At 56.2% G+C, this 25,771-nt stretch carries 23 protein-coding genes; 9 read left to right on the top strand and 14 right to left on the bottom strand.

Annotated features, from left to right (window positions below; genetic code table 11):
* Positions 1-98: 98 nt before the first annotated feature.
* Entirely contained in the window at positions 99-2,807 is a 2,709-nt protein-coding gene (gene secA, locus SJY29_RS15340; RefSeq protein ID WP_400088950.1) for a preprotein translocase subunit SecA, read from the bottom strand.
* Positions 2,808-3,003: 196 nt separating this feature from the next.
* Between secA and SJY29_RS15345 the strand changes: the two genes are divergently transcribed.
* The 3 genes from SJY29_RS15345 to mutT are packed head-to-tail and all read left to right on the top strand — an operon-like array spanning position 3,004 to position 5,462.
* Complete coding sequence (locus SJY29_RS15345) at positions 3,004-3,846, top strand: peptidylprolyl isomerase (protein ID WP_400084494.1); 843 nt, start codon at positions 3,004-3,006, stop codon at positions 3,844-3,846.
* 6 nt (positions 3,847-3,852) lie between these two features.
* Positions 3,853-5,067 carry a bifunctional glutamate N-acetyltransferase/amino-acid acetyltransferase ArgJ gene (argJ, locus tag SJY29_RS15350; RefSeq protein WP_400084497.1) on the top strand — a complete coding sequence of 405 codons (1,215 nt, stop codon included), beginning with the start codon at positions 3,853-3,855 and terminating at the stop codon, positions 5,065-5,067.
* Positions 5,064-5,462: an 8-oxo-dGTP diphosphatase MutT gene (gene mutT / locus SJY29_RS15355; RefSeq protein ID WP_400084500.1), complete on the top strand. Its 399-nt coding sequence runs from the start codon at positions 5,064-5,066 to the stop codon at positions 5,460-5,462. The genes argJ and mutT overlap by 4 nt, the downstream gene beginning before the upstream one ends.
* Before the next feature lie 62 nt (positions 5,463-5,524).
* Here the strand turns inward: mutT and infB are convergent, their stop codons facing one another.
* The 9 genes from infB to pip all read right to left on the bottom strand — a co-directional run bounded on the left by infB (position 5,525) and on the right by pip (position 17,569).
* A complete protein-coding gene (infB, locus tag SJY29_RS15360; protein ID WP_400084503.1) occupies positions 5,525-8,008 on the bottom strand; it encodes a translation initiation factor IF-2 in 2,484 nt (827 codons plus the stop codon).
* Complete coding sequence (locus SJY29_RS15365; protein ID WP_076660408.1) at positions 8,005-8,637, bottom strand: RNA-binding protein; 633 nt, start codon at positions 8,635-8,637, stop codon at positions 8,005-8,007. The genes infB and SJY29_RS15365 overlap by 4 nt, the downstream gene beginning before the upstream one ends.
* A 25-nt stretch (positions 8,638-8,662) precedes the next feature.
* The gene (gene nusA / locus SJY29_RS15370) at positions 8,663-10,270 is read right to left on the bottom strand and encodes a transcription termination factor NusA (protein ID WP_110277721.1); all 1,608 of its coding nucleotides are present in this window, start codon (positions 10,268-10,270) and stop codon (positions 8,663-8,665) included.
* Position 10,271: 1 nt separating this feature from the next.
* Positions 10,272-10,847, bottom strand: coding sequence for a ribosome maturation factor RimP (gene rimP / locus SJY29_RS15375; protein ID WP_055685254.1), 576 nt, complete (start codon positions 10,845-10,847; stop codon positions 10,272-10,274).
* 215 nt (positions 10,848-11,062) lie between these two features.
* On the bottom strand, positions 11,063-12,604 hold the full coding sequence (locus SJY29_RS15380; protein ID WP_400084508.1) for an ABC transporter substrate-binding protein: 1,542 nt from the start codon (positions 12,602-12,604) through the stop codon (positions 11,063-11,065).
* 74 nt (positions 12,605-12,678) lie between these two features.
* Positions 12,679-14,328, bottom strand: coding sequence for an ABC transporter ATP-binding protein (locus SJY29_RS15385; protein WP_400084511.1), 1,650 nt, complete (start codon positions 14,326-14,328; stop codon positions 12,679-12,681).
* A complete protein-coding gene (locus SJY29_RS15390; protein ID WP_400084514.1) occupies positions 14,325-15,524 on the bottom strand; it encodes an ABC transporter permease in 1,200 nt (399 codons plus the stop codon). Before SJY29_RS15390 ends, SJY29_RS15385 begins: the two co-directional genes overlap by 4 nt.
* On the bottom strand, positions 15,521-16,513 hold the full coding sequence (locus SJY29_RS15395) for an ABC transporter permease (protein WP_110277724.1): 993 nt from the start codon (positions 16,511-16,513) through the stop codon (positions 15,521-15,523). The genes SJY29_RS15390 and SJY29_RS15395 overlap by 4 nt, the downstream gene beginning before the upstream one ends.
* 60 nt (positions 16,514-16,573) lie before the next feature.
* Positions 16,574-17,569: a prolyl aminopeptidase gene (gene pip / locus SJY29_RS15400; RefSeq protein WP_400084517.1), complete on the bottom strand. Its 996-nt coding sequence runs from the start codon at positions 17,567-17,569 to the stop codon at positions 16,574-16,576.
* 47 nt (positions 17,570-17,616) lie between these two features.
* Here pip and ubiG point away from each other — a divergent pair, with 47 nt between their 5' ends.
* Together ubiG and SJY29_RS15410 are read left to right on the top strand one after the other, a co-directional pair.
* A complete protein-coding gene (gene ubiG / locus SJY29_RS15405) occupies positions 17,617-18,369 on the top strand; it encodes a bifunctional 2-polyprenyl-6-hydroxyphenol methylase/3-demethylubiquinol 3-O-methyltransferase UbiG (RefSeq protein WP_400084519.1) in 753 nt (250 codons plus the stop codon).
* A gap of 164 nt (positions 18,370-18,533) precedes the next feature.
* Positions 18,534-19,430, top strand: coding sequence for a glycosyl transferase family 90 (locus tag SJY29_RS15410; RefSeq protein WP_400084522.1), 897 nt, complete (start codon positions 18,534-18,536; stop codon positions 19,428-19,430).
* Positions 19,431-19,654: 224 nt separating this feature from the next.
* Here the strand turns inward: SJY29_RS15410 and SJY29_RS15415 are convergent, their stop codons facing one another.
* The 4 genes from SJY29_RS15415 to SJY29_RS15430 are packed head-to-tail and all read right to left on the bottom strand — an operon-like array spanning position 19,655 to position 21,937.
* Positions 19,655-20,098: a MarR family winged helix-turn-helix transcriptional regulator gene (locus SJY29_RS15415; RefSeq protein WP_110277728.1), complete on the bottom strand. Its 444-nt coding sequence runs from the start codon at positions 20,096-20,098 to the stop codon at positions 19,655-19,657.
* On the bottom strand, positions 20,098-20,928 hold the full coding sequence (locus SJY29_RS15420; RefSeq protein ID WP_400084526.1) for a carbon-nitrogen hydrolase family protein: 831 nt from the start codon (positions 20,926-20,928) through the stop codon (positions 20,098-20,100). Before SJY29_RS15420 ends, SJY29_RS15415 begins: the two co-directional genes overlap by 1 nt.
* Positions 20,925-21,182: a glutaredoxin 3 gene (gene grxC / locus SJY29_RS15425; RefSeq protein WP_076660395.1), complete on the bottom strand. Its 258-nt coding sequence runs from the start codon at positions 21,180-21,182 to the stop codon at positions 20,925-20,927. Before grxC ends, SJY29_RS15420 begins: the two co-directional genes overlap by 4 nt.
* A 32-nt stretch (positions 21,183-21,214) precedes the next feature.
* On the bottom strand, positions 21,215-21,937 hold the full coding sequence (locus SJY29_RS15430; protein WP_400084530.1) for a ComF family protein: 723 nt from the start codon (positions 21,935-21,937) through the stop codon (positions 21,215-21,217).
* 22 nt (positions 21,938-21,959) lie between these two features.
* Here SJY29_RS15430 and SJY29_RS15435 point away from each other — a divergent pair, with 22 nt between their 5' ends.
* The 4 genes from SJY29_RS15435 (at position 21,960) to SJY29_RS15450 (ending at position 25,698) form a co-directional block, all read left to right on the top strand.
* Positions 21,960-22,784, top strand: a complete 825-nt coding sequence (locus SJY29_RS15435; RefSeq protein ID WP_400084532.1) for an SAM-dependent methyltransferase — start codon at positions 21,960-21,962, stop codon at positions 22,782-22,784.
* Positions 22,785-22,836: 52 nt separating this feature from the next.
* Positions 22,837-23,922 (top strand): ferrochelatase, encoded by a 1,086-nt coding sequence (gene hemH, locus SJY29_RS15440; protein ID WP_400084535.1) that lies wholly within the window; start codon positions 22,837-22,839, stop codon positions 23,920-23,922.
* A gap of 9 nt (positions 23,923-23,931) precedes the next feature.
* The gene (locus SJY29_RS15445; protein ID WP_110277733.1) at positions 23,932-24,183 is read left to right on the top strand and encodes a DUF6522 family protein; all 252 of its coding nucleotides are present in this window, start codon (positions 23,932-23,934) and stop codon (positions 24,181-24,183) included.
* A gap of 303 nt (positions 24,184-24,486) precedes the next feature.
* Positions 24,487-25,698, top strand: a complete 1,212-nt coding sequence (locus tag SJY29_RS15450) for a serine/threonine protein kinase (protein WP_400084538.1) — start codon at positions 24,487-24,489, stop codon at positions 25,696-25,698.
* The last annotated feature ends 73 nt before the right edge of the window (positions 25,699-25,771 follow it).

Consider the following 25,771-nt stretch of genomic DNA (forward strand, 5'->3'; position numbering starts at 1 on the left):
CCCTCACAGCTGCAGAAAAGCTATGATGAAGATGCACCGTTAGCGTGACGTTAACAGGACTGCCTAAAGGTCTTAGCGTGTCCCGATTATGTCAGAAATTAGGCGAGCCGCCCGTGACAATGTTTGAACTTCTTGCCTGATCCGCAGGGACAGCTGTCATTGCGGCCAGGGTTTCCCCATGTATTCGGATCATTCTCGTCAAAACCTTCACGCGCCGTTCCCGTGGCTTCAGCCGCTGCCGCAGGGGCGGCAGCACCTGCCGTTGCCGCCGCTGCTGCTGCTTGCTGCTGGCGGATCTGGGCGATCATCTGTTCCTGCTCTTCCTTCGACATCGGCCGGATCTGCGCCAGCTTTTTCGTCACATCAGAGCGCAGGCTTTCCAGCATGGTTTCGAACAGCTGAAACCCTTCGGTTTTGTATTCGTTCAACGGATCCCGTTGGGCATATCCACGGAAACCAACAACCGAGCGCAGGTGCTCAAGCGTCAGCAAATGCTCGCGCCATTTGGCGTCGATGGTCTGCAACAAAAGCTGCTTTTCAACATTGCGCATCGTCTCATCGCCAAAGGCTTCTGCCTTCTCGGCCATGTATTTGTCTGCGGCCTCTTCAAGACGTTCGCGGATGTCATCATCGTCCACACCTTCTTCGGCAGCCCAAGCAACAACAGGCAGGTCAAGACCGATATGTTCCTTCACGCTTTCTGCGAGGCCCTCAGTATCCCATTGATCTGCATATGTTTTTGGTGGCATATAGTCATGGACAAGGTCGTCGATCACCTGATCGCGCATGTCCTTTGTGACCTCTGAAAGGTCCTTCGCCATCATGATATCGCGCCGCTGCGAGAAGATCACCTTGCGCTGCTCATTCATCACATCGTCGAACTTCAACAGCTGTTTGCGAATGTCAAAGTTACGGCCTTCGACCTTGGCCTGCGCGCGCTCAAGCGATTTGTTCACCCATGGGTGCACGATTGCCTCGCCCTCTTTCATGCCAAGACCGGACAGCACTTTGTCCAACCGGTCAGACCCGAAAATCCGCATCAGATCATCTTCGAGTGACAAAAAGAACGCCGAGCGTCCGGGGTCACCCTGACGGCCGGAACGGCCACGCAGCTGGTTATCAATCCGGCGGCTTTCGTGCCGTTCGGTCGCCAGCACATAGAGACCACCGGCCGCTTTGACCTTTTCCTTCTCATCGGCAACTTCGGCCTCGATCTTGGCACGGATCGCTTCGATGTCAGCGTCGGGATTCTCTTCCATCGCCTGCATCACGCGCATCTCGACGTTACCGCCCAACTGAATATCTGTACCACGGCCCGCCATGTTGGTCGCAATCGTCACGGCATTCAGCTTGCCGGCATCGGCCACAATCTGGGCTTCTTTTTCGTGCTGCCGTGCGTTGAGGATATTGTAGGTGATTCCCTCGGCTTTCAGCATCTCGGCCAAAGCCTCTGACTTTTCGATAGATGTCGTACCGACAAGAATCGGCTGGCCTTTGGCGTGGGCCGCTTTGATCTCTGCGACGATGCCTTCGAATTTCTCGCGCGCGGTACGATAAACCTGATCGTCTTCGTCGATACGTGCGATAGGGCGGTTCGTCGGCACCTCAACAACGCCAAGATTATAGATCTCGCGGAATTCCTCGGCCTCGGTCGCGGCGGTGCCTGTCATGCCGCCCAGTTTGTCGTAGAGGCGGAAATAGTTCTGGAAGGTCACCGAGGCCAAAGTCACGTTCTCGGGCTTGATCGTGCAGCCTTCTTTCGCTTCGATCGCCTGATGCAGACCGTCCGACAGACGGCGACCCGCCATCATACGGCCAGTGAACTCGTCGATCAGCACAACCTCGTCATCGCGGACAATGTAGTCTTTATCCTTGGTAAACAGTTTGTGCGCGCGTAGCGCCTGGTTCACATGGTGGACCAAGGTTGCGCTTTCTGGATCATAGAGGGTCTGCCCTTCAGGCAAGAGACCCGCAGCACCGAGTTTTTCTTCGAGAAAGTCGTTGCCTTCTTCAGAGAATGACACTTGGCGGGTTTTCTCATCCAGCGTGAAGTGTTCATCCGCCACATCGGGGATCACTTTATCGATGGTCGCGTACATGTCGGACCGGTCTTGCGCGGGGCCAGAGATGATCAGCGGTGTGCGCGCCTCATCAATCAGGATACTGTCGACTTCGTCCACAATCGCAAAGTTATGCTCACGCTGGAACATCTGGCTCAGCTCGGACTTCATGTTGTCGCGCAGGTAATCAAAACCAAGTTCGTTGTTCGTGGCATAGGTCACGTCACAGGCATAGGCGGCTTTCTTTTCGCCCTCTGGCTGCTGGGGATAGACGACGCCGGTGGTCAGACCCAAGGCGCCATAAACCTTGCTCATCCATTCCGCGTCGCGGCGGGCAAGATAGTCGTTCACAGTAACGATATGCACGCCTTTACCTGTCAGCGCGTTCAGATAGGCGGGGAACGTCGCAACAAGCGTTTTGCCTTCACCCGTTTTCATTTCGGCGATGTTGCCCTGATGCAGGAAAATCCCGCCCTTCAGCTGCGTATCAAAGGCCCGCAGGCCCAGCGCGCGCTTGGCGGCTTCGCGGCAGTTGGCGAATGCCTCTGGCAATAGATCGTCAAGGCTCTCGCCACCCTTCGCGCGCTTGGCAAGCTCTTCGGTCTTTTGCTTGATGCCTTCATCAGAAAGCGCCTCAAACTCAGGCTCGAGCGCATTGATCTTGTCGACCAAGGGGCGGGCAGCTTTTACTTTGCGGTCGTTTGCGGTGCCAAACACCTTTTTGGCAATTGTTCCGAAACCCAGCATGTTCTCTCCGATGGCGCCTTGGCGCCTGTCTGACATCTATTTGAGAGGAGGTCGCTTGTAGGCCCGCTTCAGGCCACTTAGAAAGGGCCAAGATTTTCGAACTATAACGGCCTCCTCGAGGCATCTTTGGGATGTAAGGGGCCGTCAGTACAGTGTCAACGCCGCGGGCCACCGTGGCTTATCAAGGGATCGTATAATGCTGAAACATGTTACATTTTTGGGTGCAACTGCTGTGGCCGCCACTTTGTCCACCGGGGCTTTTGCCCAAGACGTAACGGCCGATACAGTCGTTGCCACTGTGGGCGAGACAGAAATCACGATGGGCGAGATCATCATTGCCCGCACCCAACTGCCGCCGCAGTATGCGCAATTCCCTGTAGAGGTTCTTTTTGACGGGCTTGTCGACCAACTGATCCAGCAACAACTTCTGGCCGATGCAGCAGGCGAACCTTCGGCGCGCACAAGCTTTACGCTACTGAACGAACGTCGCTCTTTGCTTGCGGCCGAGGTGATTACAGAAATTGCCGCAAACGCAGTGACCGAAGCCGATCTTCAGGCCGCCTATGACGAACGTTTTGCGAATGCCGAAGAGATTGAGGAATTCAACGCCGCACACCTTCTTGTCGAAACACAAGAAGAAGCTGCCGCTGCCAAGACGCGCATTGATGAAGGTGCGGCCTTTGCTGACGTAGCCCGCGATGTCTCGACCGGACCGACAGGGCCGAATGGCGGCAATCTGGGGTGGTTCGGCGCAGGCGCCATGGTGCCTGAATTCGAAAACGCCGTGACAGCACTTGAGGTGGGTGGCGTGACCGAACCGTTTGAAACCCAATTCGGCTGGCATGTTGCGACACTGCTTGACAAACGGATTCAGGCCGGCCCGACACTCGATGATGTCCGGCGTGAGCTGACTGCCGAACTGCAAGAGGCTGCAATCACTGTCCGTCTGGATGCATTGGCAGCAGAGGAAACAATCACAAAGCCAGAGCCGGGGCAGTTTGATCCCAGCCTGATTGACGCAACCAACCTGCTGGATTGATCTGATATGCCTGTTTCGCCCCTTGCCCCCGCAAATTTCCCGGAATTGCCCAAAATTGGCGGGGTCACCTTTGCGGCGGCCGCCGCGGGCGTCAAATACAAGAACCGGACCGATGTGATGCTGGCGATTGTCGCACCGGGCTCTGCGGTTGCCGGTGTTTTTACACGCTCGGCGACACGCTCGGCACCTGTGCTGGATTGTCAGGCGAAACTGGGCAGTGACCCTAGCCAGATCGCTGCATTCCTGGTGAACTCGGGCAATTCGAACGCCTTCACAGGCAGCCGCGGCAGCGCATCAGTTCAGGCGGTGTGTGAAGCCGTGGCAGCCCAGACCGGCGCGCCGATCGACCGGATTTTCACGGCATCTACCGGTGTGATCGGTGAGCCGCTGCCACATGACCGGATCATCGCCAAGATCGCGGAATTGCACGCAAACCAAAGTGCGGATGAGATCGAGAACGCCGCCCGCGCGATCATGACCACCGATACTTTTGCCAAGGGCGCCGCAGCCATGATCACAGTGAACGGCAAAGACGTGAAGATCGCAGGCATCGCCAAAGGCTCTGGCATGATCGCACCGGATATGGCGACGATGCTGGTTTATATCTTTACCGATGCAAAGATCGGGCAGGCGGACTTGCAGACGCTTGTGTTTGAAACCAACGCTAGAACCTTCAACTGCATCACAGTGGATAGCGACACTTCGACCTCGGATTCGCTTTTGATGGCCGCAACAGGCACATCAGGTGTGGATGTGACAGGAAGCGCCGATTTCGCAGCAGCCTTGCACGACGTGATGCAGGACCTCGCGCATCAGGTCGTGCGTGACGGCGAAGGGGCCACCAAATTTGTGACGGTCAAAGTGACCGGCGCAGAGAATGACAGCGACGCCCATAAAGTGGCACTCTCTATCGCAAATTCGCCTTTGGTAAAAACTGCAATCGCGGGCGAAGACGCCAACTGGGGAAGGGTCGTGATGGCTGTCGGCAAGTCAGGCGCCGCAGCAGACCGCGACACGCTCAGCATTCGGTTTGGGGATATCACCGTCGCCGAAAACGGCTGGCGCGCACCTGATTATTCGGAAGAGGCGACAAGTGCCTATATGAAAAACGCCGAGCTTGAGATCGGCGTTGATCTGGGGATCGGCAGCGGCCAAAGCACCGTCTGGACCTGCGATCTGACCCACGGCTACATCACAATCAACGCCGATTATCGCTCATGAAGACTGTTCTGGTGTCCGCAGTCGCCCTGATTGATGGCGACGGCCGCATCCTTTTGGCACAACGCCCCGAGGGAAAATCCATGGCGGGCCTGTGGGAGTTTCCTGGCGGCAAGGTGGAAGAGGGTGAAACCCCAGAGGCCGCGTTGATCAGAGAGCTGCAAGAGGAACTGGGCATCGACACTTGGTCGTCCTGCCTCGCGCCGCTGACCTTTGCCAGCCATAGTTATGAAAAATTCCACCTGCTGATGCCGCTGTTCGCCTGCCGGAAATGGGATGGAACCCCGCAATCGCGCGAGGGTCAGGCGCTCAAATGGGTGCGGGCAAACGAGCTGCGGGATTACCCGATGCCTGCGGCTGATATACCCCTGATCCCGATCTTGCGGGATTGGCTTTAGCAACATCGAAACGAAAAAGGGCGGCCCTTGGGACCGCCCTTTTCTATTCCTGAAACCCGAGGTTACAGGTTCCGTTCGACCTCTTCGCGCTCGAATATCTCGATCACGTCGTTCGGGCGGATATCATCATAGTTCTCGAACGCCATGCCACATTCCTGACCGGATTGCACCTCGGCAACCTCGTCCTTGAAGCGCTTGAGCGTTTTCAGCGTGCCTTCGTGGATAACCACGTTGTCGCGCAGCAGACGGACGCCCGCAGAACGACGCGCGACACCTTCGGTGACGAGACAGCCCGCAACCTTACCCACATTCGAGACCTTGAAGACCTCTTTGATGTTGGCATAGCCGATGAACTTTTCGCGAATTTCCGCAGACAACAGACCAGAGGCCGCAGCTTTCACATCATCCACAAGGTCATAAATGACCGAGTAGTAGCGGATTTCGACACCCTTCTGGTTGGCGGTGTTCCGTGCAGAGGCATTCGCACGGACGTTAAAGCCAAAGACAGGCGCACCGGAAGCTTCGGCCAAGCCGATATCGGTTTCGGTGATCGCACCAACACCAGAGTGCAGGACGCGCACGCGTACCTCATCGTTGCCGATTTTCTCCATCGCTTGCACGATCGCTTCGGCCGAACCCTGGACGTCTGCTTTTACCACAATCGGCAATTCGCTGACGTTTTCATCGGCTTTGGCGTTCGCCATCAGCTGTTCCAGTGTCGTCGCAGCACCGGCAGCCGCACGTTTCTCTTTCGCAGCCTTTTCACGATACTCGGCGATTTCACGTGCCTGGGCATCAGTTTCAACCACGTTCAACACGTCGCCTGCTTCTGGTGTACCATTCAGGCCAAGCACCTCAACCGGTACGGCAGGACCTGCTTCTTTCACGCGCTCGCCTTTGTCGTTGATCAGCGCACGGACCTTACCGTACTGCTCGCCCACAACAAAGATATCGCCTTGGCGCAATGTTCCGTTCTGCACAAGAACGGTTGCAACAGGGCCGCGGCCCACATCAAGCTGCGCTTCAATCACGGCACCTTCGGCAGCGCGATCAGGGTTGGCTTTCAGTTCGAGGATTTCGGCCTGCAGCGCGATCGCTTCAAGCAGATCATCAAGACCTTTGCCCGTGATGGCCGACACTTCAACGTCCTGCACATCGCCGGACATCTTTTCGACGATCACTTCGTGCTGCAACAGATCGGTCCGCACTTTGTCAGGATTCGCCTCGGGCTTGTCGATTTTGTTGATCGCCACGATCATCGGCACTTTCGCCGCTTTCGCGTGGTTAATCGCCTCAACCGTTTGCGGCATCACCGCATCATCCGCCGCAACAACAAGTACAACAATATCCGTCACCTGCGCACCGCGCGAACGCATCGAGGTAAAGGCGGCGTGGCCTGGCGTGTCGAGGAACGACAGCACCGCACCGCTTTCGGTCGTGACCTGATAGGCACCGATGTGCTGCGTGATCCCGCCTGCTTCGCCTGCAACAACTTTGGCGTTGCGGATTGCATCCAGCAGTGACGTTTTACCGTGGTCAACGTGGCCCATGATCGTAATGATCGGAGGACGTGGTTTAAGGTCTTCGGGCTTATCTTCCACGGCCTGAATGACATCTTCGACATCCGCGTCGGACACGCGCACAACTGTGTGGCCGAATTCTTCGATGATCAATTCCGCGGTATCCGCATCAATCGTCTGGTTCTGCGTCGCCATGATACCGTTGGTCATCAGCGCTTTCACAACGTCGGCAACACGCTCGGTCATCCGGTTGGCCAGTTCCGACACCGTGATCGCCTCGGGCAGCGCCACTTCGCGGAAGACCTTTTCACGCTCGACAGATCCACCCATCGCTTTCGCACGGGCACGATCCTGCTTGCGCTTCATCGCAGCCATTGAGCGCTGACGCCCACCTTCGCGGCCGGCCATCGCATCATTCAGCGTCAGCTTGCCGGAACGGCGGTTATCTTCACCACCACGGTTTGGTTTCGGCTTGGTTTCTTTATCACGCGCATCGTTTCCGCGATCCGCTTTGCGCGGCGCGGCAGAGGGGCGGGAAATCTCGGTTTCGCCGGGAACAGCGGCGGCAGCAGGCGGCGCATCTGCGATCGCCTTGGCTTTCGCAGCGGCAGCGGCCTTGCGCTCTTCTTCCTCGGCTTTTGCTCTCGCGCGCTCTTCGCGCTCGCGATCCTCGGCCTCTTTGGCTTCCATCTCGGCCCGGCGCGCTTCACGCTCGGCGGCGCGTTCCTTTTCGTCGGCTTCGCGCGCGGCGGCCTCTTCGGCCTCGCGGGCTTTCGCCATCTTCAGCGCATTCATCCGGCGCTCAAGTTCAACATCAGAAATGCCTGCGGGGCGCTTTTTAGGATCACCGCCAACAGGGCCACCGGTTGTGGTAGGCTTGGCTGCACCGGGCTTCGGCACCACAACGCGTTTGCGTTTGGTTTCCACCACGACGTTTTTGGTCCGCCCATGGCTAAAACTTTGCTTCACGTTGCTGGGACGTGAACCACCAAGGCCGAGTGTCTTTTTACCGTCGTTATCGCTCATTTAGCTTCTTTATCCTTCCCGGAGGCCGTATCGCCCCCGTTCCCTTCGCGTAATCCGCGTAGCTTTGTGGCTTCCTCTACAACACGATCGCTGAGTCTGCCAGTCGCAAGCGCGCCATGTATCACACTTTGCCGCCCAAATGCCAAACCCAATTCCTGAGAGGTCAGGCAGCCAAAGTATCGGGCGCCCTCGGGCGTCCATAGTTTCGTTTTGCCCCGTTCCGACCCGTCAGAGGCCTGAACCAGAACACGGACCCGCTCACCACCGGCGAGCCAGCCCTTTACCTTTTCAAATCCGCAAACCGCACGGCCCGCTTTGCGGGTCAATGCGATCAGATCAACGGTGCGGCGGGCAAGTTGGCGTTCAACTTCGTCCACCAGTCCGTCGGGCACAGTGACCGCCTGCTTGGCAGAGCGTGAAAACTGACCTTTCTTCGCCTCTTCAAGCGTTGTCCGGTCAGCCGTCACGTACATGCCACGGCCCGGCAGTTTGCCCAGAACATCAGGCACAACCTGATTATCAGGGCCCACAACAAAGCGGATCAAGCCAGCCTTTGGCTGCACCTCGCCCGTGACGATGCACTTACGTTCAACATCATCGCGTTCTTTGTTATGGCCACCACGCGCCATCTGCGATCCCCTCAGAGGCCTGCGATCAGGCCTCCTCCTCCGCGATCAGATCTTCTTCGCTGTCAGACGCAAGATCATCAGGGTCAACCCAACCCAGCATTACGCGGGCGGTCATCACCATGTCTTGTGCTTCTTCCAGCGATACGTCGAACGGCTCCAAGACGCCTTCGTCTTTTACGCGTTCGCCGTTGACCGTCGTCCAGCCACCGGCCAGTTCCCAGTCAGCACAGGTTGCAAAGTCTTCGAGTGTTTTCACACCGTCTTTGCCGAGCGCCTCAAGCATGGCAGGTGTCAGCCCTTCGAAATTTACAAGGCTGTCTTCGACACCCAATGCACGGGCCGCTTCCATGGCTTTTTTGGCTTCCGCTTCCAGATAGTCGCGGGCACGCGCCTGCAATTCGGCAGCAGTATCGTCATCGACGCCTTCGATCACCAGCAGTTCGTCAAGCTCGACATAGGCGACCTCTTCAAGGTTCGTGAACCCTTCAGACACCAAGAGTTGGGCAAAGAACTCGTCCAGATCAAGGGTATCCATGAACAATTTCGTGCGCAGCTCGAATTCGGCCTGACGACGCTTGCTCTCTTCTTCCTCGGTCATGATGTCGATATCCAGACCGGTCAGTTGCGACGCAAGGCGCACGTTCTGGCCGCGGCGGCCAATGGCCAGCGACAACTGCTCTTCAGGAACAACAACTTCGATTTTGCCGGCCTCTTCGTCCAGAACAACCTTGGACACCTCGGCAGGCTGCAACGCATTCACGAGGAAGGTCGGCATATCTTCATTCCATGGAATGATGTCGATCTTTTCGCCCTGCAATTCGTTCACAACGGCCTGCACGCGGGACCCGCGCATACCAACGCAGGCACCGACAGGGTCAATGGAACCGTCATAAGAGATAACGGCGATCTTCGCGCGCGAACCGGGGTCGCGGGCAACAGCTTTGATCTCGATGATGCCCTCATAGATTTCTGGCACTTCCATCTTGAACAGTTCCGCCATGAATTCAGGCGCTGTGCGGCTGAGGAAGATCTGCGGGCCACGCTGTTCGCGGCGCACTTCCTTGATGTAGCAACGGATACGATCATTAGGGCGGTAAGCCTCGCGGCCGATCTTTTCGTTGCGTCGCAGCACAGCTTCGCCAGAGCCTACATCAACGATCACGTTGCCGTACTCTTCACGCTTTACCAGCGCGTTGATGATCGTACCGGCGCGATCCTTGAACTCTTCGTATTGCTTGTCACGCTCGGCTTCGCGGACTTTCTGCAAGATCACCTGCTTGGCAGACTGTGCAGCAATGCGGCCCAACTCCACCGGTGGCACTTCTTCAATGAACTGCTGGCCCACTTCGGGGTTGTCCATGTATTCCTTGGCCTGCTCAACGGTGAACTCGGCCTGATAGTTCTCAAGCTCATCATCCTCGACCACAGTCCGCACGCGGGTGAAGGTCGCCTTGCCGGTTTTGCGGTCGATGGACACGCGAATGTCCATCTCTGCGCCGTAACGCGACTTGGCGGCACGGGCGAGCGATTCTTCCATCGCTTCAACAACAAGCCCGGGCTCGATGTTTTTTTCGCGGGCCACGGCCTCTGCTGTTTGCAAAAGCTCCAACTGGTTGGCGGATGTGTAAGCCATCTTAAGTGTTCTCCTCGCCATCAATGATGGTTTCGATTTCATCAAATTGGGTCTCGTCGATCTGACCCGCGTCTTTGCGACCGCGCAAAACATCGCGGATCAACTCATCTGTCAGAACCAGTTTGGCGTCTGACAGCCATTCGAATTTCAGACCAATCGTGCCCTCGGCAATCGTGATCAGAATCTCATCACCTTCGGTGCCCGCCAACTGCCCTTTGAAACGGCGGCGGCCATCAATCAGCTCATCGGTTTCAACCTTGGCTTCAAAGCCTTCCCATTGGTCGAAATCCTTCATCCGTGTCAGCGGACGGTCGATACCGGGGCTCGAGACTTCAAGTGTATAAACATCCAGAATCGGGTCTTCGACATCCAGCACAGCGCTGACAGCGGTGGAAATCTGGGCACATTCATCAACTTCGATCTGGCCATCGGGACGCTGGACCATGATCTGCAAGATACTTTCCTTGCCGGTCATCAGACGCACGCGCACGACCTCGAACCCCATGTCTTCAACGACTGGGGTGATGATTTCAGCGATGCGGCGGTCAATGGCCGCTTTGGCGATCAGATCGTTCATCATTCTTTCCGACTTATCATTCGGCACAAAAAAACGGGCGCGCGGCCCGTGGAAAATTCCGGTGGAGGCTTGGGGGTGGAGGCCAAGTCGCCGCTGTTAAGGATCGTATACGGAAGGAACGGCCAAACTGCAAGGCCTGTCATCACCTACCCGCCTTTCAAGCGCAAAACGCCCCGCCTTTCGGCAGGGCGTTTCCATTCTCAAGCCAGCAAGGCTTACGCCAGCGACCAACGCTCGGCCATGCGGGCGTTGTCCATCTGCCAAAGGTTGCCCACTGTTTCCGGTGTCGCGATGCGGTTGTTCAACGCCTGCACATAGTTGGCAAACATTGGCAGGATCACACCGCCATCGTCACGCAGGATCTGCTGCATTTCGTAGTACTGCTCGCGGCGCTTGTCGCTATCCAGCTCGGCACGGGCGGACAACAGCAGTTCCTGGAAGCGGGGTTCATCCCACTGGCTGTCGTTCCAAGGCGCACCGGCCTCATAGGCGGTCGAGAACATCCAGTCCTCTGTCGCGCGGCCCGACCAGTAGCTGGCACACCAAGGCTTTTTCAACCAGACATTGGACCAGTAACCATCAGCCGGCTCCTGGATCACATTGATGTTGATTCCGCCTGCAGCAGCAGAGTTCTTGTAAAGAAGGGCCGCATCAACTGCACCTTCGAACGCCGCACTGGATGCCGAGAGATCAAGGTCGATACTGTCGAGGCCAGCTTCTTTCAGGTAGAACTTGGCCTTGTCAGGATCGTAGGCCAACTGCTCCATATCCGCGTTGTAATACTGGTTTGCAGGACCGATCGGTGAGTCGTTGCCGACCTGACCGTGACCCAGCAGGATCTTGTCCACCATTTCCTGACGGTTGATGCCGTATTTCAGCGCGCGGCGGACGTTCACGTCATCAAACGGCGCGACCTTTGTCAGCATCGGGAAGATATAGTGCTGGTTGCCGGTCAGTTCCTGAATACGCAGTGCAGGGTTGGCGCGCAGCAGAGCTTCGGTTTTGAAGTCGATCCGGTTGATCGCATCCACCTGACCTGTCAGCAGGGCGTTTGTCCGCGCTGTGTTGTCGTTGATTGCGATATATTCGATCTCGTCAAAGAAACCGGCGCTGTCACCCTTGTAGTGATCCGCATAACGCGTAGCGACCATGCGCACACCGGGATCAAAGGACTGCACCTGATAAAGGCCCGTACCGATACCCTGCGCAATCGCCTCTTCAATCTGGCCTGCAGGATACATCAGCAGGTGATAGTCGGATAGCAGATAAGGCAGGTCGGCGTTGCCGGCGGCCAGCGTCAGCTGAACCTGGTAATCAGTGACCTTGGTCATTTCGACGATGGCCGAAACAATCGGCTCAGCCGCAGATTTCGCGCCTTCTGCAACGTGCATTTGCAGCGATTCAATCACGTCGTCCGCGCCAAAAGACTTGCCGTTGTGGAAAGTCACGCCCCGACGCAGGTTGAATGTCCAGACCTTGGCATCTGCCGAGGCTTCCCAGCTTTCAGCCAACTCGCCCTTCAACAGACCATCAGCGCCGACTTCTGTGAGGCTGTCAAAAACAGCACCCTGCGCCGAAGCGATCATGAAGAGGTCAGAGTGGGTACGTCCGTCCCAACTGTCAGATGTGTTTGCACCTGAAAGACCGGCGGTCAGTTTACCACCACGAGTTTGCGCACGCAGTGGCATACCCGACAGGCCCAACACACCCGCTGCTACACCCGTCTTTAACAGGCCACGTCTACTAATTCCTTGCATATTTGCATTCTCCCTAGTTGTCTTATTCGGCATTTTTTGCCGGTTTATTCCATCACCCTCGTGAATGATTCGAATTACATCTTATCAACAGCTGCATCGCCAATGTTATCAACTCCGCGTTCAGCAAGCAGATTAGTTAGCCAATCCGGGTCCATTTCAGGAACCGAGGACAGCAATAGATCGGTATAGGCGTGGTGTGGCGGCTTGAACATTTCCTTCTTTGGCCCCTGTTCTACCACACGGCCGTCCTTCATGACGACCACTTCATCGGAAATCGCCCGCACTGTCGCGAGATCATGTGTAATAAACATGTAAGTCAGCGAAAGTTCATCCTGCAACCGTGCCAATAGTCGCAGAATGCCTTCCGCAACCAGCTGATCAAGCGCAGATGTCACCTCATCGCAGATGATGAATTTGGGTTCTGCCGCAAGCGCACGGGCGATCCCGATCCGCTGCTTTTGCCCGCCAGAGAGTTCGGACGGAAGGCGATGGTAATACTGTGAGGGTTCAAGCTCGATCTGCTCAAGAAGCCCATCTACCTTTTTGCGTTTTTCTTTGCCCTTCAAGCCGAGATAGAACTCGACCGGGCGCGCAATGATTTGACCAACCGACATGCGCGGGTTCAGTGCCGTATCCGCCATCTGGTAAATCATCTGGACCTGCTGCAAGTGATCCTTGCTCCGCTTGCGATAGTCGGCAGGCAGGACTTCGCCGTGCAGCAAGACCTGCCCTGCTTTGGGCGGCAAAAGGCCTGTGATGCAGCGCGCGGTCGTCGATTTTCCCGACCCGCTTTCACCAACAACCGCTACGGTGCGGCCTTCGTGAAGATCAAAGCTGACGTCATGCAGCACCGGAACGGTGCCATAGGACGCATCAACATTCTGGACGCTCACGACAGGGACAGAGCCTGTTTGAATTGCAGGTTTCTGCGGCCGCTCAAAGCTGCGCACCGCCCAGAGCGATTTTGTGTAGTCCTGCGTCGGCGCAGAAAGCATGGTACGTGTGTCGGCGGTTTCGACCTCATTACCTTTCAGCAGCACTTTGATCCGGTCAGCCATTTGCGCCACAACAGCAAGATCATGGGTGATATAGATCGCGGCCGTATTGAACTGTTCCACAATATCACGGATCGAGGCCAGCACTTCGATCTGCGTGGTTACATCCAGCGCCGTTGTCGGTTCGTCAAAAATGATCAGATCAGGGCGGCAGGACATCGCCATCGCTGTCATGCAGCGCTGCAATTGCCCACCAGACACCTGATGCGGATAACGGAACCCGATCTGTTCAGGGTTCGGCAGGCGCAGTTTGCGGTAAAGATCAATGCCGTCCGCTTCACTTTCAGCGCGGCTCATCACGCCGTGCTGCACAGGTCCCTCGACATGCTGGTCCATCAGTTTATGGGCCGGATTAAAACTCGCCGCGGCTGACTGGGCGACATAGGCAATGCGCTTGCCCAGCAATTCACGCTTGACCGAAGCCGAGGCTTTCAAAAGGTCGATCCCGTCGAACTCAACCGACCCTTTGCTGATGCGCACACCATCGCGGGTATAGCCCATCGCGGCCAGTCCCAAGGTCGATTTACCCGCCCCGGATTCACCGATCAGCCCGAGCACTTCGCCGCGCGTCAGCGTCAAATCAACACCGTTGATGATGGGGTTCCAGATCTCGTCGCTCCGGCCCTCAAGCCAGACATCGCGCATTTTGACGAGTGGTTCTTCGCTCATTCTTTCAGCCCCGATGATTTCTGCAGCATCCAGTCCACGACGAAATTCACGGCAACCGTCAGCAGTGCAATCGCGCCGGCCGCCAACAAGGGGGCCGTTGCCGCCATCGGTGCGAATTGCGCAAAGTTCACGAAACCGGCAAGGTCGCGTACCATTGTTCCCCAGTCAGCCAGAGGCGGCTGGATGCCCACCCCGAGGAAGGACAACGATGCGATTGTTAGGAAGACAAAGCAAAAGCGCAGGCCGAATTCGGCAAGAAGAGGGGCGGTCGCATTTGGCAGGATTTCCTTGAAGACAAGATATCCCAAACCCTCACCACGGAGTTTGGCAGCCTCGATATAGTCCATTACAACAATGTTCTGCCCGACCGCGCGCGCCAGACGGTAGACCCGCGTGCTGTCGATCACCGCAATGATAATGACCATAAAGAAGGTCAGCGGGATCCCCAGTTGTGGTGCCCACACTTGCGCGATTGTCATCAAGAGAAGTGCGAAAATCAGCGACGGGATCGCCATCAGGACATCAACCGCCCGCGAGAGAAGCTGATCCAGCCATCCGCCCAGTGTGGCGGCGAGAAAACCGAAGGTGCCACCCAAGAGAAACGCCAGAACGGTCGTCGCAAAAGCAATGCCGACGGTGTTCTGCGCGCCATAGATCAACCGGCTGAGGATATCGCGGCCAATCTGGTCAGTCCCCAGCGGGAAATCAGGGTTGCCGCCCAGCGCAGGATCGCCACCGGGAATAACATTTGCCGCGACGCCCGCGATGATCTGTTCCTGACCGTAAGGTGCGATTGCCCCTGCAAAGATCGCGAGGATCGCGTAAATCAGGATGATCAGAATACCGAATGCTGCGGTCAGAGGCATCGAACGGAACAGCTTTTTGGTTCCCGGCGTCCCAACCGTGCGCCCCAGAATGCGGAACAGCCCCGCCGCGATCGCAAAGATGACAAAGCCCTCGATCGCGATGCGCAGGAAAAAGAACTTATTTGCGATGGCAGGGTCCGCACTGCGCCCTTGCATATAGGCCCATGCCAGCCAGACCAGAACAGCCACGCCCAGAACATAGCCATAAGCGACGCCATAGGGCATATCCCGAAACCTTGGCGCGTTTCCTGTTGCAAACTGTCCTGCAAAACGGAAACCCCAAGCCAAGGCACCCATACCGACCAGCGCTATGACGGTCCATACGATCATTTCGGATGCCTCAGACGTGGGTTGGACAGGATCGACAGAATGTCGGCTGTCAGGTTCAGTAGAATAAAGGCCGTTGCAAAGATCAGGCAGCACGCCTGCACAACGGGAATGTCACGATTTTTTACCGCATCCACAAAAAGCTGACCAATGCCGGGATACACAAAGACCACCTCGACCACGACAACGCCGGTAATGAGATACGCAAGGTTCAGCGCGATGACGTTGATAATGGGGGCCAGCGCGTTTGGCAGGGCATGCCTGACGATGACCCGCATCGGCGAAAGGCCCTTCAGGCGCGCCATTTCGATATAGGGCGAAGCCAACAGATTGATGATCGCGGCCCGCGTCATCCGCATCATATGGGCGGTCACAACAAGCGTCAGCGTCAAAGCAGGCAACATGGATTTTTCGACCCGCTCTCCGAAAGGCATGCCCTCGAAGATATTCGACAGTGATGGAAAGATCGGGTTCAGAACGGCCAGAAACAGGATCAGCACGTAGGCCAGAAAGAATTCAGGGCTTGAGATCGACGTCAGCGTAAAAATGTTGGTGGCGCGGTCAAAAACGGTGTTGCGGTAAAGCGCCGCCAGAATACCCAAGATGATCGAGAACGGTACCGCAATTGCCGCAGTGATCATTGCAAGGAACATCGTGTTACCGAAACGCGGTGCAATCTGGGCTGCTACTGTTGTTGCGCCTGAGTCCGTCCCCGTAAAGCTCGAAAAATTCGCCTGCGCAAAGCTGGTGCCCAGATCACCCTGAATAACGCCGCCCAGCCATTGAAAGTAGCGTGAGACAAGGGGCTCATCGAGCCCGAGATCGGTCCGGATTGCGGCGACTGCCTCGGGCGTCGCACCTTGGCCCAGAATGGATTCAGCAAAGTCCCCGGGAAGCAAATTGACCGCCACGAAGATAACGATCGACACAATGAGCAATGTGAGAAGGCCGAGCGCAAGACGTTGCAGAATAATCGTTAGGACGTTGCCCAAGTTTACTATTTCCCCGGTAGCTGGACCTAAAGCTTAACGGCATATTCCCGTCTGTAAAGACTAAAGCCCCAGCGCATGACGCTGAGCACCCATCATATCCATCGTGCGCACCAGCTCTGCGCTGATCCCGGGTTCCGATAAGGCATGTCCGGCACGCCCGATAAAAGTAAGGCGCGACTTGGGCCACATCTGCGATAGTTTGTGCGCAGAAACCGGCGGACAAATCATATCATAGCGCCCCTGAACGATGACGCCCGGTACGTCGGCAATCTTGGCCATCTGAACAGGATGCAAAATCTGCTGATCCTCGTTGAGAAAGCCACCATGATAAAAATAGTGGTTCTCAAGGCGCGAAAAGGCACGGGCGTAATCCGCAGGGCTTTCCCCTGTCACACCATCACTTTCGATCGAGGCGAGGGCGTTTTCCCATGACGCCCAGGCACGGGCGAAACGGACCTCAAGGTGATGATCACCTGAAAACAACCGGCGGTGATAAGCTGCGATAAAATCATCATGCTCGTCTGCGGGGATCAGAGATGCAAAACGTTCCCACAAATCAGGCCAGAATTTTCCGGCACCGCCACCATAGAACCAATCCAGCTCCGGTTTTGTCATCAGGAACACACCGCGCAAGGTCAGGGCGGCGGCGCGGTCAGGGTGGGCTTGCGCATAGATCAATGCCAGCGTCGCACCCCAGGATCCGCCAAAGACAATCCAACGGTCAATGCCCAATGTTTCACGGATCAACTCGATATCAGCGACCAGATGCCATGTTGTATTGGCCTCGACGCTCGCATGGGGGCGCGACCGGCCGCAGCCGCGCTGATCGAACAGGATAATGCGGAAAACATTGGGATCAAAATAGCGGCGCATCGCAGGGCTGCACCCCCCGCCGGGCCCACCGTGCAGCACCACGACAGGAACACCGTCAGGATTGCCGCATTGTTCCATATAAATGCGGTGGCCATCGCCAACATCCAGCATCCGCTGATCGAAAGGATCAATCGGCTGGTAAAGATGTGCCCCTGGGCGCTTTTGTCCTACGACTTTGTCCATAATCACCCTATATCGCGACTTGAAGTGAGTGACCACAATGCGGAGCGATGAAAATGTCGGCAACGAACACAGTAGACCCCGGTGAAATTGCCAAGTTTGAGGCGATGGCCGCGGAATGGTGGGATCTGAATGGCAAATTCAAGCCGCTGCACATGATGAACCCTGTGCGGCTTGACTATATCACGCGTCAAATTGCCGCCGAATTCGGGCGCGACCTGAGCCAACCCGAAGCATTCAAAGGCCTGCGGATCCTTGATATCGGCTGCGGTGGCGGGCTTCTATGCGAGCCAATGGCGCGGTTGGGCGCGACTGTCGTGGGGGCCGATGCCGCGGAACGCAATATTCCCGTGGCACAAATCCATGCCGAACAATCCGGCCTTGAGATCGACTATCGCCACACCACGGCCGAGGCGATGGCCGCAGCAGGCGAACAATTCGATGCCGTTCTGAATATGGAAGTGGTCGAACATGTGGCCGATCCACAGGGCTATCTGGATGCGTGCCAGCAACTGATGAAACCGGGCGGCATTCACATTTGTTCGACCATCAACCGCAACCCGAAATCCTTTATGATGGCGATTGTCGGGGCCGAATACGTGATGCGCTGGCTGCCAAAGGGCACGCATGAGTGGAACAAATTCATCACGCCGGACGAGCTGTTCGGCTTTCTGGAAAAAGCCGGTATGACACCGGTGGACCGCAAAGGTTTCGTGTTCAATTTTGCCAAGTTCACATGGTCCATCTCGGACCGTGACCTGTCAGTCAACTATGTGACGGCCGCAACAAAGCCTGTTGCGTAGCTTTGCCGTTGCAAGGATAGTTCAACAGCGTTGTTGCTGAGGAGCGGGATTGATGAAACTATCCCGCTCGACGACCTGGAATTGAACTTTTGATATCATCTTTATCGCATTTTAAGCGGCAACTTCGGAATACGCGCGCAAAGTTTAAACAGCCTTGGCTTATCATGCGCGATGCCAGAAAGGTGTTCAATCGCGCTGGCGTCACACCAGTGCCTTTCAGGGTGCGCAAATCCAACATCCCCATATCGCCGACCGATATTATCATTTCCAAGACTGACGGCAAAATAACCGTTTTCATCAACCAGAACCTGCCGCGATTCTCGCTCAACTATTTCCGGGACCGCATTGCATCCTGTGTCTACTGGGTCAGCATGACGGAAGGCGAACATGAAATCATGGTAAATATCTCTGATGGCAACCAGCAGAGTGTCGCGCGCTACAGGTTCTCTGCCGCTTCATCAGAGTACACACTCTTGCCAGACCCGCATTTTTTTCGCGACCACGGCTATGCCGCAACAGATCTGTTCGCGGCACAGAGTGCTCCAGCATGGGACCTGCGGCATGAAGATATTATCTGGCGCGGTGCGCTGAACGGGACCGGGCATTTCTCGCTCGAACCATGGGCAGAAGACAATCCCGGCGTGATACAGCGATTGCGCATGGCACAAAAATGCAAAGCGCTGGATGTTGATTTCAAGTTTGTTTCGGACCCGCAACGCAATGAAAACAGTGTCCTTCGCAATGCAGGACTTCTTGGCGATTTCATTCCGACCCATGACTGGGGAGCCATGAAATACGCGATTGATATTGACGGCTTTACGAACGCTTGGTGCAACCTTTTGCAGCGGTTGAAGCTGGGTTGCTGTGTGCTCAAGGTCGCAAGCCCCTTTGGCTATCAGCAATGGTACTATGACCGGCTGATCCCGTGGGAGCACTTCGTACCGATCAGCGCCGACCTTTCGGACCTGAGAGAAAGGATCGACTGGGTCAAATCGCATCCAGCCGAGGCCCGCGACATCGCCAGACAGGGCCAAAATCCTGGCCAAGGGCCTGACCTTTGAAAGTGAAACAGGTTTTGCCGTACGTGCCATTGCAGAACGCGAGCGCCGCGCGTGAGTTTCTGGCGCAATAGGACCGTCCTTGTTGCAGGTGGCAGCCAGACATCAAAAAAGCCCAAGACTTGCTCGGGTGGACGCCCAAAGTCGCCTTGCGGGAAGGACTTATGACGCCTTTTGATCTTGAAAAACCGTCTCCGGGGGACACCCTCTAGACGCATAACGCGGCGCTAGTCGATCTGCCCCAGCTTCAATCGCATTTCCCGCAGGACGGGCAAAACGGCTTTGGCTTTGTCCTCACCCACCTTGGTCACGACATCGGCGATGACTGGCGCGATAGCGGCCAGTGCAGCGTCGCGGGCGGCCTGCCCCGATGGGCTGATCGCCACCATCTTGCGCCGTGCATCATCCCAATCGGGCCGCACATGCACCCACCCCGCCCATTCAAGTTTTTGAAGGGTGTTTGTCATCGCCCCGCGGGTCAGATGGAACGTCTTGGCCAGTTGCGCAGGCGTCCGTTCAACACCCGCATTCGCCAGATGGTTCAGAACCGAAAAATGTGAAAGCTCCATCCCTTTTGGCAAGACCCGCGCCACATTCGCCCGCGCCAATTGATCCACAGCGAGAATTTCGCTGAACAGGGACACGGCGAGGTTATGTGCGGTATCTGACATCAGGGACCTTCAAAGGGACGATCATGGCTGAGGGCCGCAATCCGTTTGCGGCTTTGTGCCACTTCCGCAGGGTCAAGATCAACCAAGGCAAACCCCGGTTCGGTGCCTAAATCCGCCAACACCTCGCCCCAAGGCGAAATTGCCATCGTGTGCCCATATGTTTGGCGCGGCCTGCCTGCTTGGGCCGCATGCTGGCCGGTCTGGGCGGCGGCCAAGACATAGCACCCCATCTCAATGGCGCGCGCGCGCAGCAAGGGTTCCCAATGTGCGGCCCCAGTTACGGGGGAAAATGCGGACGGCACAAGCAAAACCTGCGCACCTGCTTGGGCAAGCGCACGGTAAAGATAGGCGAAACGGATATCGTAGCAGATACTCAGCCCGATCTTTGCGAAAGGCGTATCCGCGACAACTGCATGGGTGCCCGGCCGATACCCGGCGGATTCGCGGTAGGTTTCTGTCTCTGACACAGTCACATCAAACATATGGATCTTGTCATAGCGCGCAACGATTTGCCCCGCAGGATCAATCAGGAACGACCGGTTTGCAAAACGCCCGTCAGGGTCGTCGGTTTTCAGTGCCAAAGAGCCAACCGAGAGCCAGACGCCATGGCGGATCGCCGCCTCGCGCAGTCCGGCAAGGGTGATATCCTCGGCCTCGTGCTGCAACACGCGCTTTTGATGCGCGCGATCCTGCGAGACGCAGTTGGTGACTTCCGGCGTCAGGACAAAACCTGCGCCCTGCCCGGCCGCTTGTGCGACCATGTCAGCGGTCCGCGCCAGATTGGTGACGGGATCATCGCTGACATTGAGTTGCAGGAGGGCCGCCTTCATGCAGCGAGCAGCGCGTCCAGTTTGCCGCCGCGCTCAAGTGCGAAAAGATCATCACAACCGCCCACATGGGTGCCGTCGATGAATATCTGCGGCACTGTGCTGCCGCCATTCGCGCGCTGGATCATTTCTGCACGGCGCTCGGGCTGCGCAGAGATATTCACCTCGGCAAAGCTGATCCCTTTGGAAGACAGCAGGCGTTTGGCCATATGACAAAACCCGCAGGTTGGTTTGGTATAAATCTCGACAGTTGCCATAAGAGTGATCCTTGCATCGCGTTAGCACTGATCTAAGCGTCTTTGACCACTCTTGCCAGAGTAACAATCGACACATTTCTGGCACCACCGGCCATCGCAGCCTCGGCACTGGCAGCCAGCGTGGCCCCCGAGGTCATGACATCATCCACCAAAATCACGTGTTTACCCGCGATCTGCGGCAAGCGTTTCGGGTTCGGCAAAATAGCCCCTGCAAGCTCGGCAAAGCGCGCGTCGCGGCTATGGCCTTGCAAGGTCGCAGTGCGTTTGGGCCGCAAAAGCGCATCAACACAAACCGGCGTATTCATCACTTTGGCGATCTCTTGCGCAAGCAAGGCAGATTGGTTGTAGCGCCTGCGAAGAAGCCGCAGCCAATGTAGCGGGACAGGCACAAAAACAGTGTCTATATCAGCCCAATTCGTAATTTTTTGCGCCATCCACCGCGCCGCTGGGCGTGCAAGTTCGGTACGGTCACCATGCTTGAGTGACAAGACAAGGCGCCGTCCGACGCCGCTATAGTCCAGCACCGTGCGCCCGCGATCCCAAGGACGCGCAATGGTCATGCAATCATCACACTGCACCGTTTCGCCATGGTCTTCCCCGGGCAATGGCACGCCGCAACTGTCGCAAACCAGCCCGCCAATGAACTGTGTTTCGCGCCAACATGCGGCGCAAAGACCAAAGTCATCCTCGGTCGGCGCGTCGCACGCGACACATTGCGCGGGATAAATTGCCCGAATGACGCTTTGCAACCGCATGAATGCACCCTAAATGACCGGCATGGATATGCCCCAGATCACCGACCGTACCGCCTTGATGCGCAACCGCGCCCGCGCTTTGCCCGAGGCGTTGTTCCTGCAAGAACATGCTGCCGATGAACTTCAAGAGAGACTGTTTGAGGTTAACAGAACCTTTACGTCCGTCGCGATTGTCACCGGTTTCCCCGATTTTTGGGCCGCGCGTTACCCTGATGCGACGATTGTGCCCGATGACGACACCCTTGATCTGAAACCGCAGGCGCATGACCTGATCCTGCACACCATGTGCCTGCATTGGTCGAATGACCCTGTCGGCCAGCTGGTGCAGGCGCGCCATGCGTTGAAGCCAGACGGGTTGTTGCTCTGCACATTCCTTGGCGGGCAAACCCTGCATGAGTTGCGCATGTCATTGGCCGAGGCCGAGGTCGCTATAACCGGTGGACTATCGCCACGGATCGCACCCATGGGCGAAATTCGTGATCTGGGCGGATTGCTGCAACGGGCCGGCTTTGCCTTGCCAGTCGCTGACGGCACACCGCTGACGGCCAGCTACGTCAATGCCTTTCACCTGATGCACGATCTACGCAAGATGGGGGAAAACAACGCGCTCACGGGCAGGATCAAGCACCCGACGCGGCGCAATGTGCTGACCGAGGCAGCCTGCATTTACGCTGACAATTTCCGCAATACAGAGAATCGCGTCGATGCCACTTTTGAGTTCATCACGCTCACTGGATGGGCACCTGCCGAGAGCCAACCGCAGCCATTGCGCCCCGGTAGCGCGAAAACGCGCCTTGCGGATGCGCTAAACACAAAAGAAACGCCTTTAAACAGGTCCAATGATTGATGCGGCGCGTATCCCATTTAACTACCAGCAAAATGACGTTACCTAAGGGCCCATGAAAATGTTTGATGCACAGAACCAGGCCGAAGAGCGCCCCGCCGTATGCCCCGTACATGCGCAACCCGATCATCCGTCGGTGAAACCGGCCCGTGTTGGCATTTTGCTGGCAAATCTTGGGACACCTGATGCAACCGATTATTGGTCGATGCGGCGGTACCTGAATGAATTTCTGTCCGACAAACGTGTCGTGGATTATTCAGCCTGGATCTGGCAACCGCTCTTGCAGTTGGTCATCCTGACCAAGCGCCCGTTTTCGTCCGGTGCGGCGTATAAGTCGATCTGGAACGAGGAAGACAACGAAAGCCCGCTTCTGACCATCACCAAAAAGCAAACCGCCGCGATCAAGGCGCAGATGGTTGAACGGTATGGCGATGATGTACGCGTGGATTTCTGCATGCGCTATGGCAACCCTTCGACGAAGTCGAAGGTGCGTGAAATGGTGGAAGCAGGATGTACCAAGATCCTCTTCTTCCCGCTTTACCCGCATTACGCGGGTGCAACATCAGCCACAGCAAACGACCAATTCTTTCGCGCCCTAATGGACGAGAAATGGCAGCCTGTGGCACGTGTTGTTGAGCCTTACTTCAACGAACCCGCTTACATTGAGGCTTTGGCGCAATCCATCGAGCGCGCCTATGCGGAAGCAGAAACAAAGCCCGAAAAACTGGTGTGTTCGTACCATGGTGTCCCTGAACGCTATCTGCGCGAGGGTGACCCCTATCACTGCCAATGCCAAAAAACGACGCGCCTGCTCAAAGAACGCCTGGGCTGGGATGACACGCAGATCGTCACGACATTCCAGTCGCGTTTCGGACCAGAGGAATGGCTGAAACCCTATACAGTTGAAGAGGTTGCACGCCTTGCAGAAGAGGACGGCGTTAAAAACATCGCCGTTTGTGCCCCTGCTTTCTCAGCTGACTGCATCGAGACTCTGGAAGAGATCAACGAAGAGATCAAAGAGAGCTTTGAAGAGGCCGGCGGCGAGCACTTCACCTATATTCCGTGCCTCAACGATGATCCCGCACATATTGACGCGCTCTCGGGCGTGATTGAGAAAAACCTCAAGGGCTGGTTGGGCTGAACGTCAGCGATGAAAGTCGATCTGTCCGATACCGTTGCGACAGTTGACGCCCATGATCTTGGACCACTTCTTGGTCTGGATCCTGCCGAGGTGCCAGCCAAAATGCGGTCGGGCGAAATCACAAGCCGTTCCGAACAAGGTGTTGACGATGATGCGGGGCGTGTACGTCTGACATTTTGGTATAAAGGTCAACGCGTTCGGCTGATCTGCGACACTGACGGAACCGTGCTGAAAACCACAAGAATCAGAGCCGGAACCTGATTGCGGCAGTCGGCAACAGATTGTCTGATTTTCATATTTTCTACCAATTAGACGCGCGCTGCATGAAGAATTACCGGCTGATCGTTTGAAAAGACTGCCTTTTGCGCAAATTGTGCCATATTTTTACCGGTCACCGCCCCAAAGGAAACATAATTCAATGACATAAAACTGTCGTAAAGTGTTTGTTTGGAGCGTGCCGAGAGTATGGCACGACAAGTGAGAATTATGAATGCAGCAACCCAGCCAATGCAAGGTGACGAGCAACAGGAAAGAAGTGAAGCACTTCCTGATGGGACGCACCTGTTGGGTGATCAGTTTACGGTTGAACGGGCGCTAAGCAACGGCGGCTTTGGGATCACCTATCTGGCGAGGGACAATTACCTTGATCGTCGCGTTGTTATCAAAGAATGCTATCCCGAAGTATTCTGTATGCGCCAAGGCAAGAACGTGCTTGTGCGCTCTGACCAGCACAAAGAAAAATACCGTACAATTGTAAAGATGTTCATGCGCGAGGCGCGGAGCATCGCGAAGATGCGTCACCCCAATATCGTGGGCGTCCATCGCATCTTCGAGGATAACCAGACCGCCTATATGGTTCTTGATCTGATTCACGGCCGCGATTTGCTGAGCATTGTGAATGACAAGAACAAGCCTTTGCCGCCAGCCCAGATCAAGGAAATCCTGATCAAGGTTCTGGATGCGGTTGATCTGGTACACCAAAATGACCTGCTGCACCGCGATATATCGCCCGACAACATTCTGTTGGACAAATGGGGAAGCCCGTTCCTGATTGATTTCGGCGCTGCACGCGAAGAAGCCAGCCGTGAAACACGTGCTGTTTCATCCGTGTTGATCGTGAAAGATGGCTATTCCCCGCAGGAATTCTACTTTGCAGGCGGAAAACAAGGCCCCAGCAGTGACCTTTATGCGCTTGGCGCCACGTTCTATCACCTGATCAGCGGTGTTGCCCCGCCAAACAGCCAAACCCGCATGGCCGAATTTGCTGGCAGAAACCCTGATCCGTGTGAGCCGCTTGCCGGACGCTTCCCTGAATATGATCGCGCATTTCTCGAAGCGATCGACAAAGCCATGCAGATCTTGCCAAAGGCACGGATCCAGTCAGCACGGGAATGGCTCAACATCATCAACAAAGAAGGCGAGCGGGTAAAACCGCTAAAGGTAAATTCCCGGTTTGACCTCAACAAGACTCTGACACGTTTGGTATCCGAGACAAATGAGTACGTCCTGAACTCGGAACCACGCACACCCAAATCACAACCGCTCGAGCTCAAGCCAACAGAAGCGAAACCGGTAAGGGCACCGGGTTGGGTTCAGGAATTCAACCACGAGACAGGCAAAGCGCCTCAGACGGGGATAAGCAGTCTGGTCGACACAGTGGAAGAGCAGCGCGCGGTGGAAAAGACAGTTGCAGAACTTGAAGCCCGCAAAGCAGCGCGATTGGCTGCCGAAGAGCGCAAGAAAAAGTGGTGGCGTCTGGGTTTTGTCAGAAAATAGGGCGAAACGGGCGCTTGATAAAAACATACAAAAAAGGCGCATCCAAAGGTGCGCCTTTTTCGTTAATTCCATC

Source organism: Yoonia sp. R78084 (assembly GCF_044595625.1).
In the GTDB taxonomy this organism is placed as follows: Bacteria; Pseudomonadota; Alphaproteobacteria; order Rhodobacterales; family Rhodobacteraceae; genus Yoonia.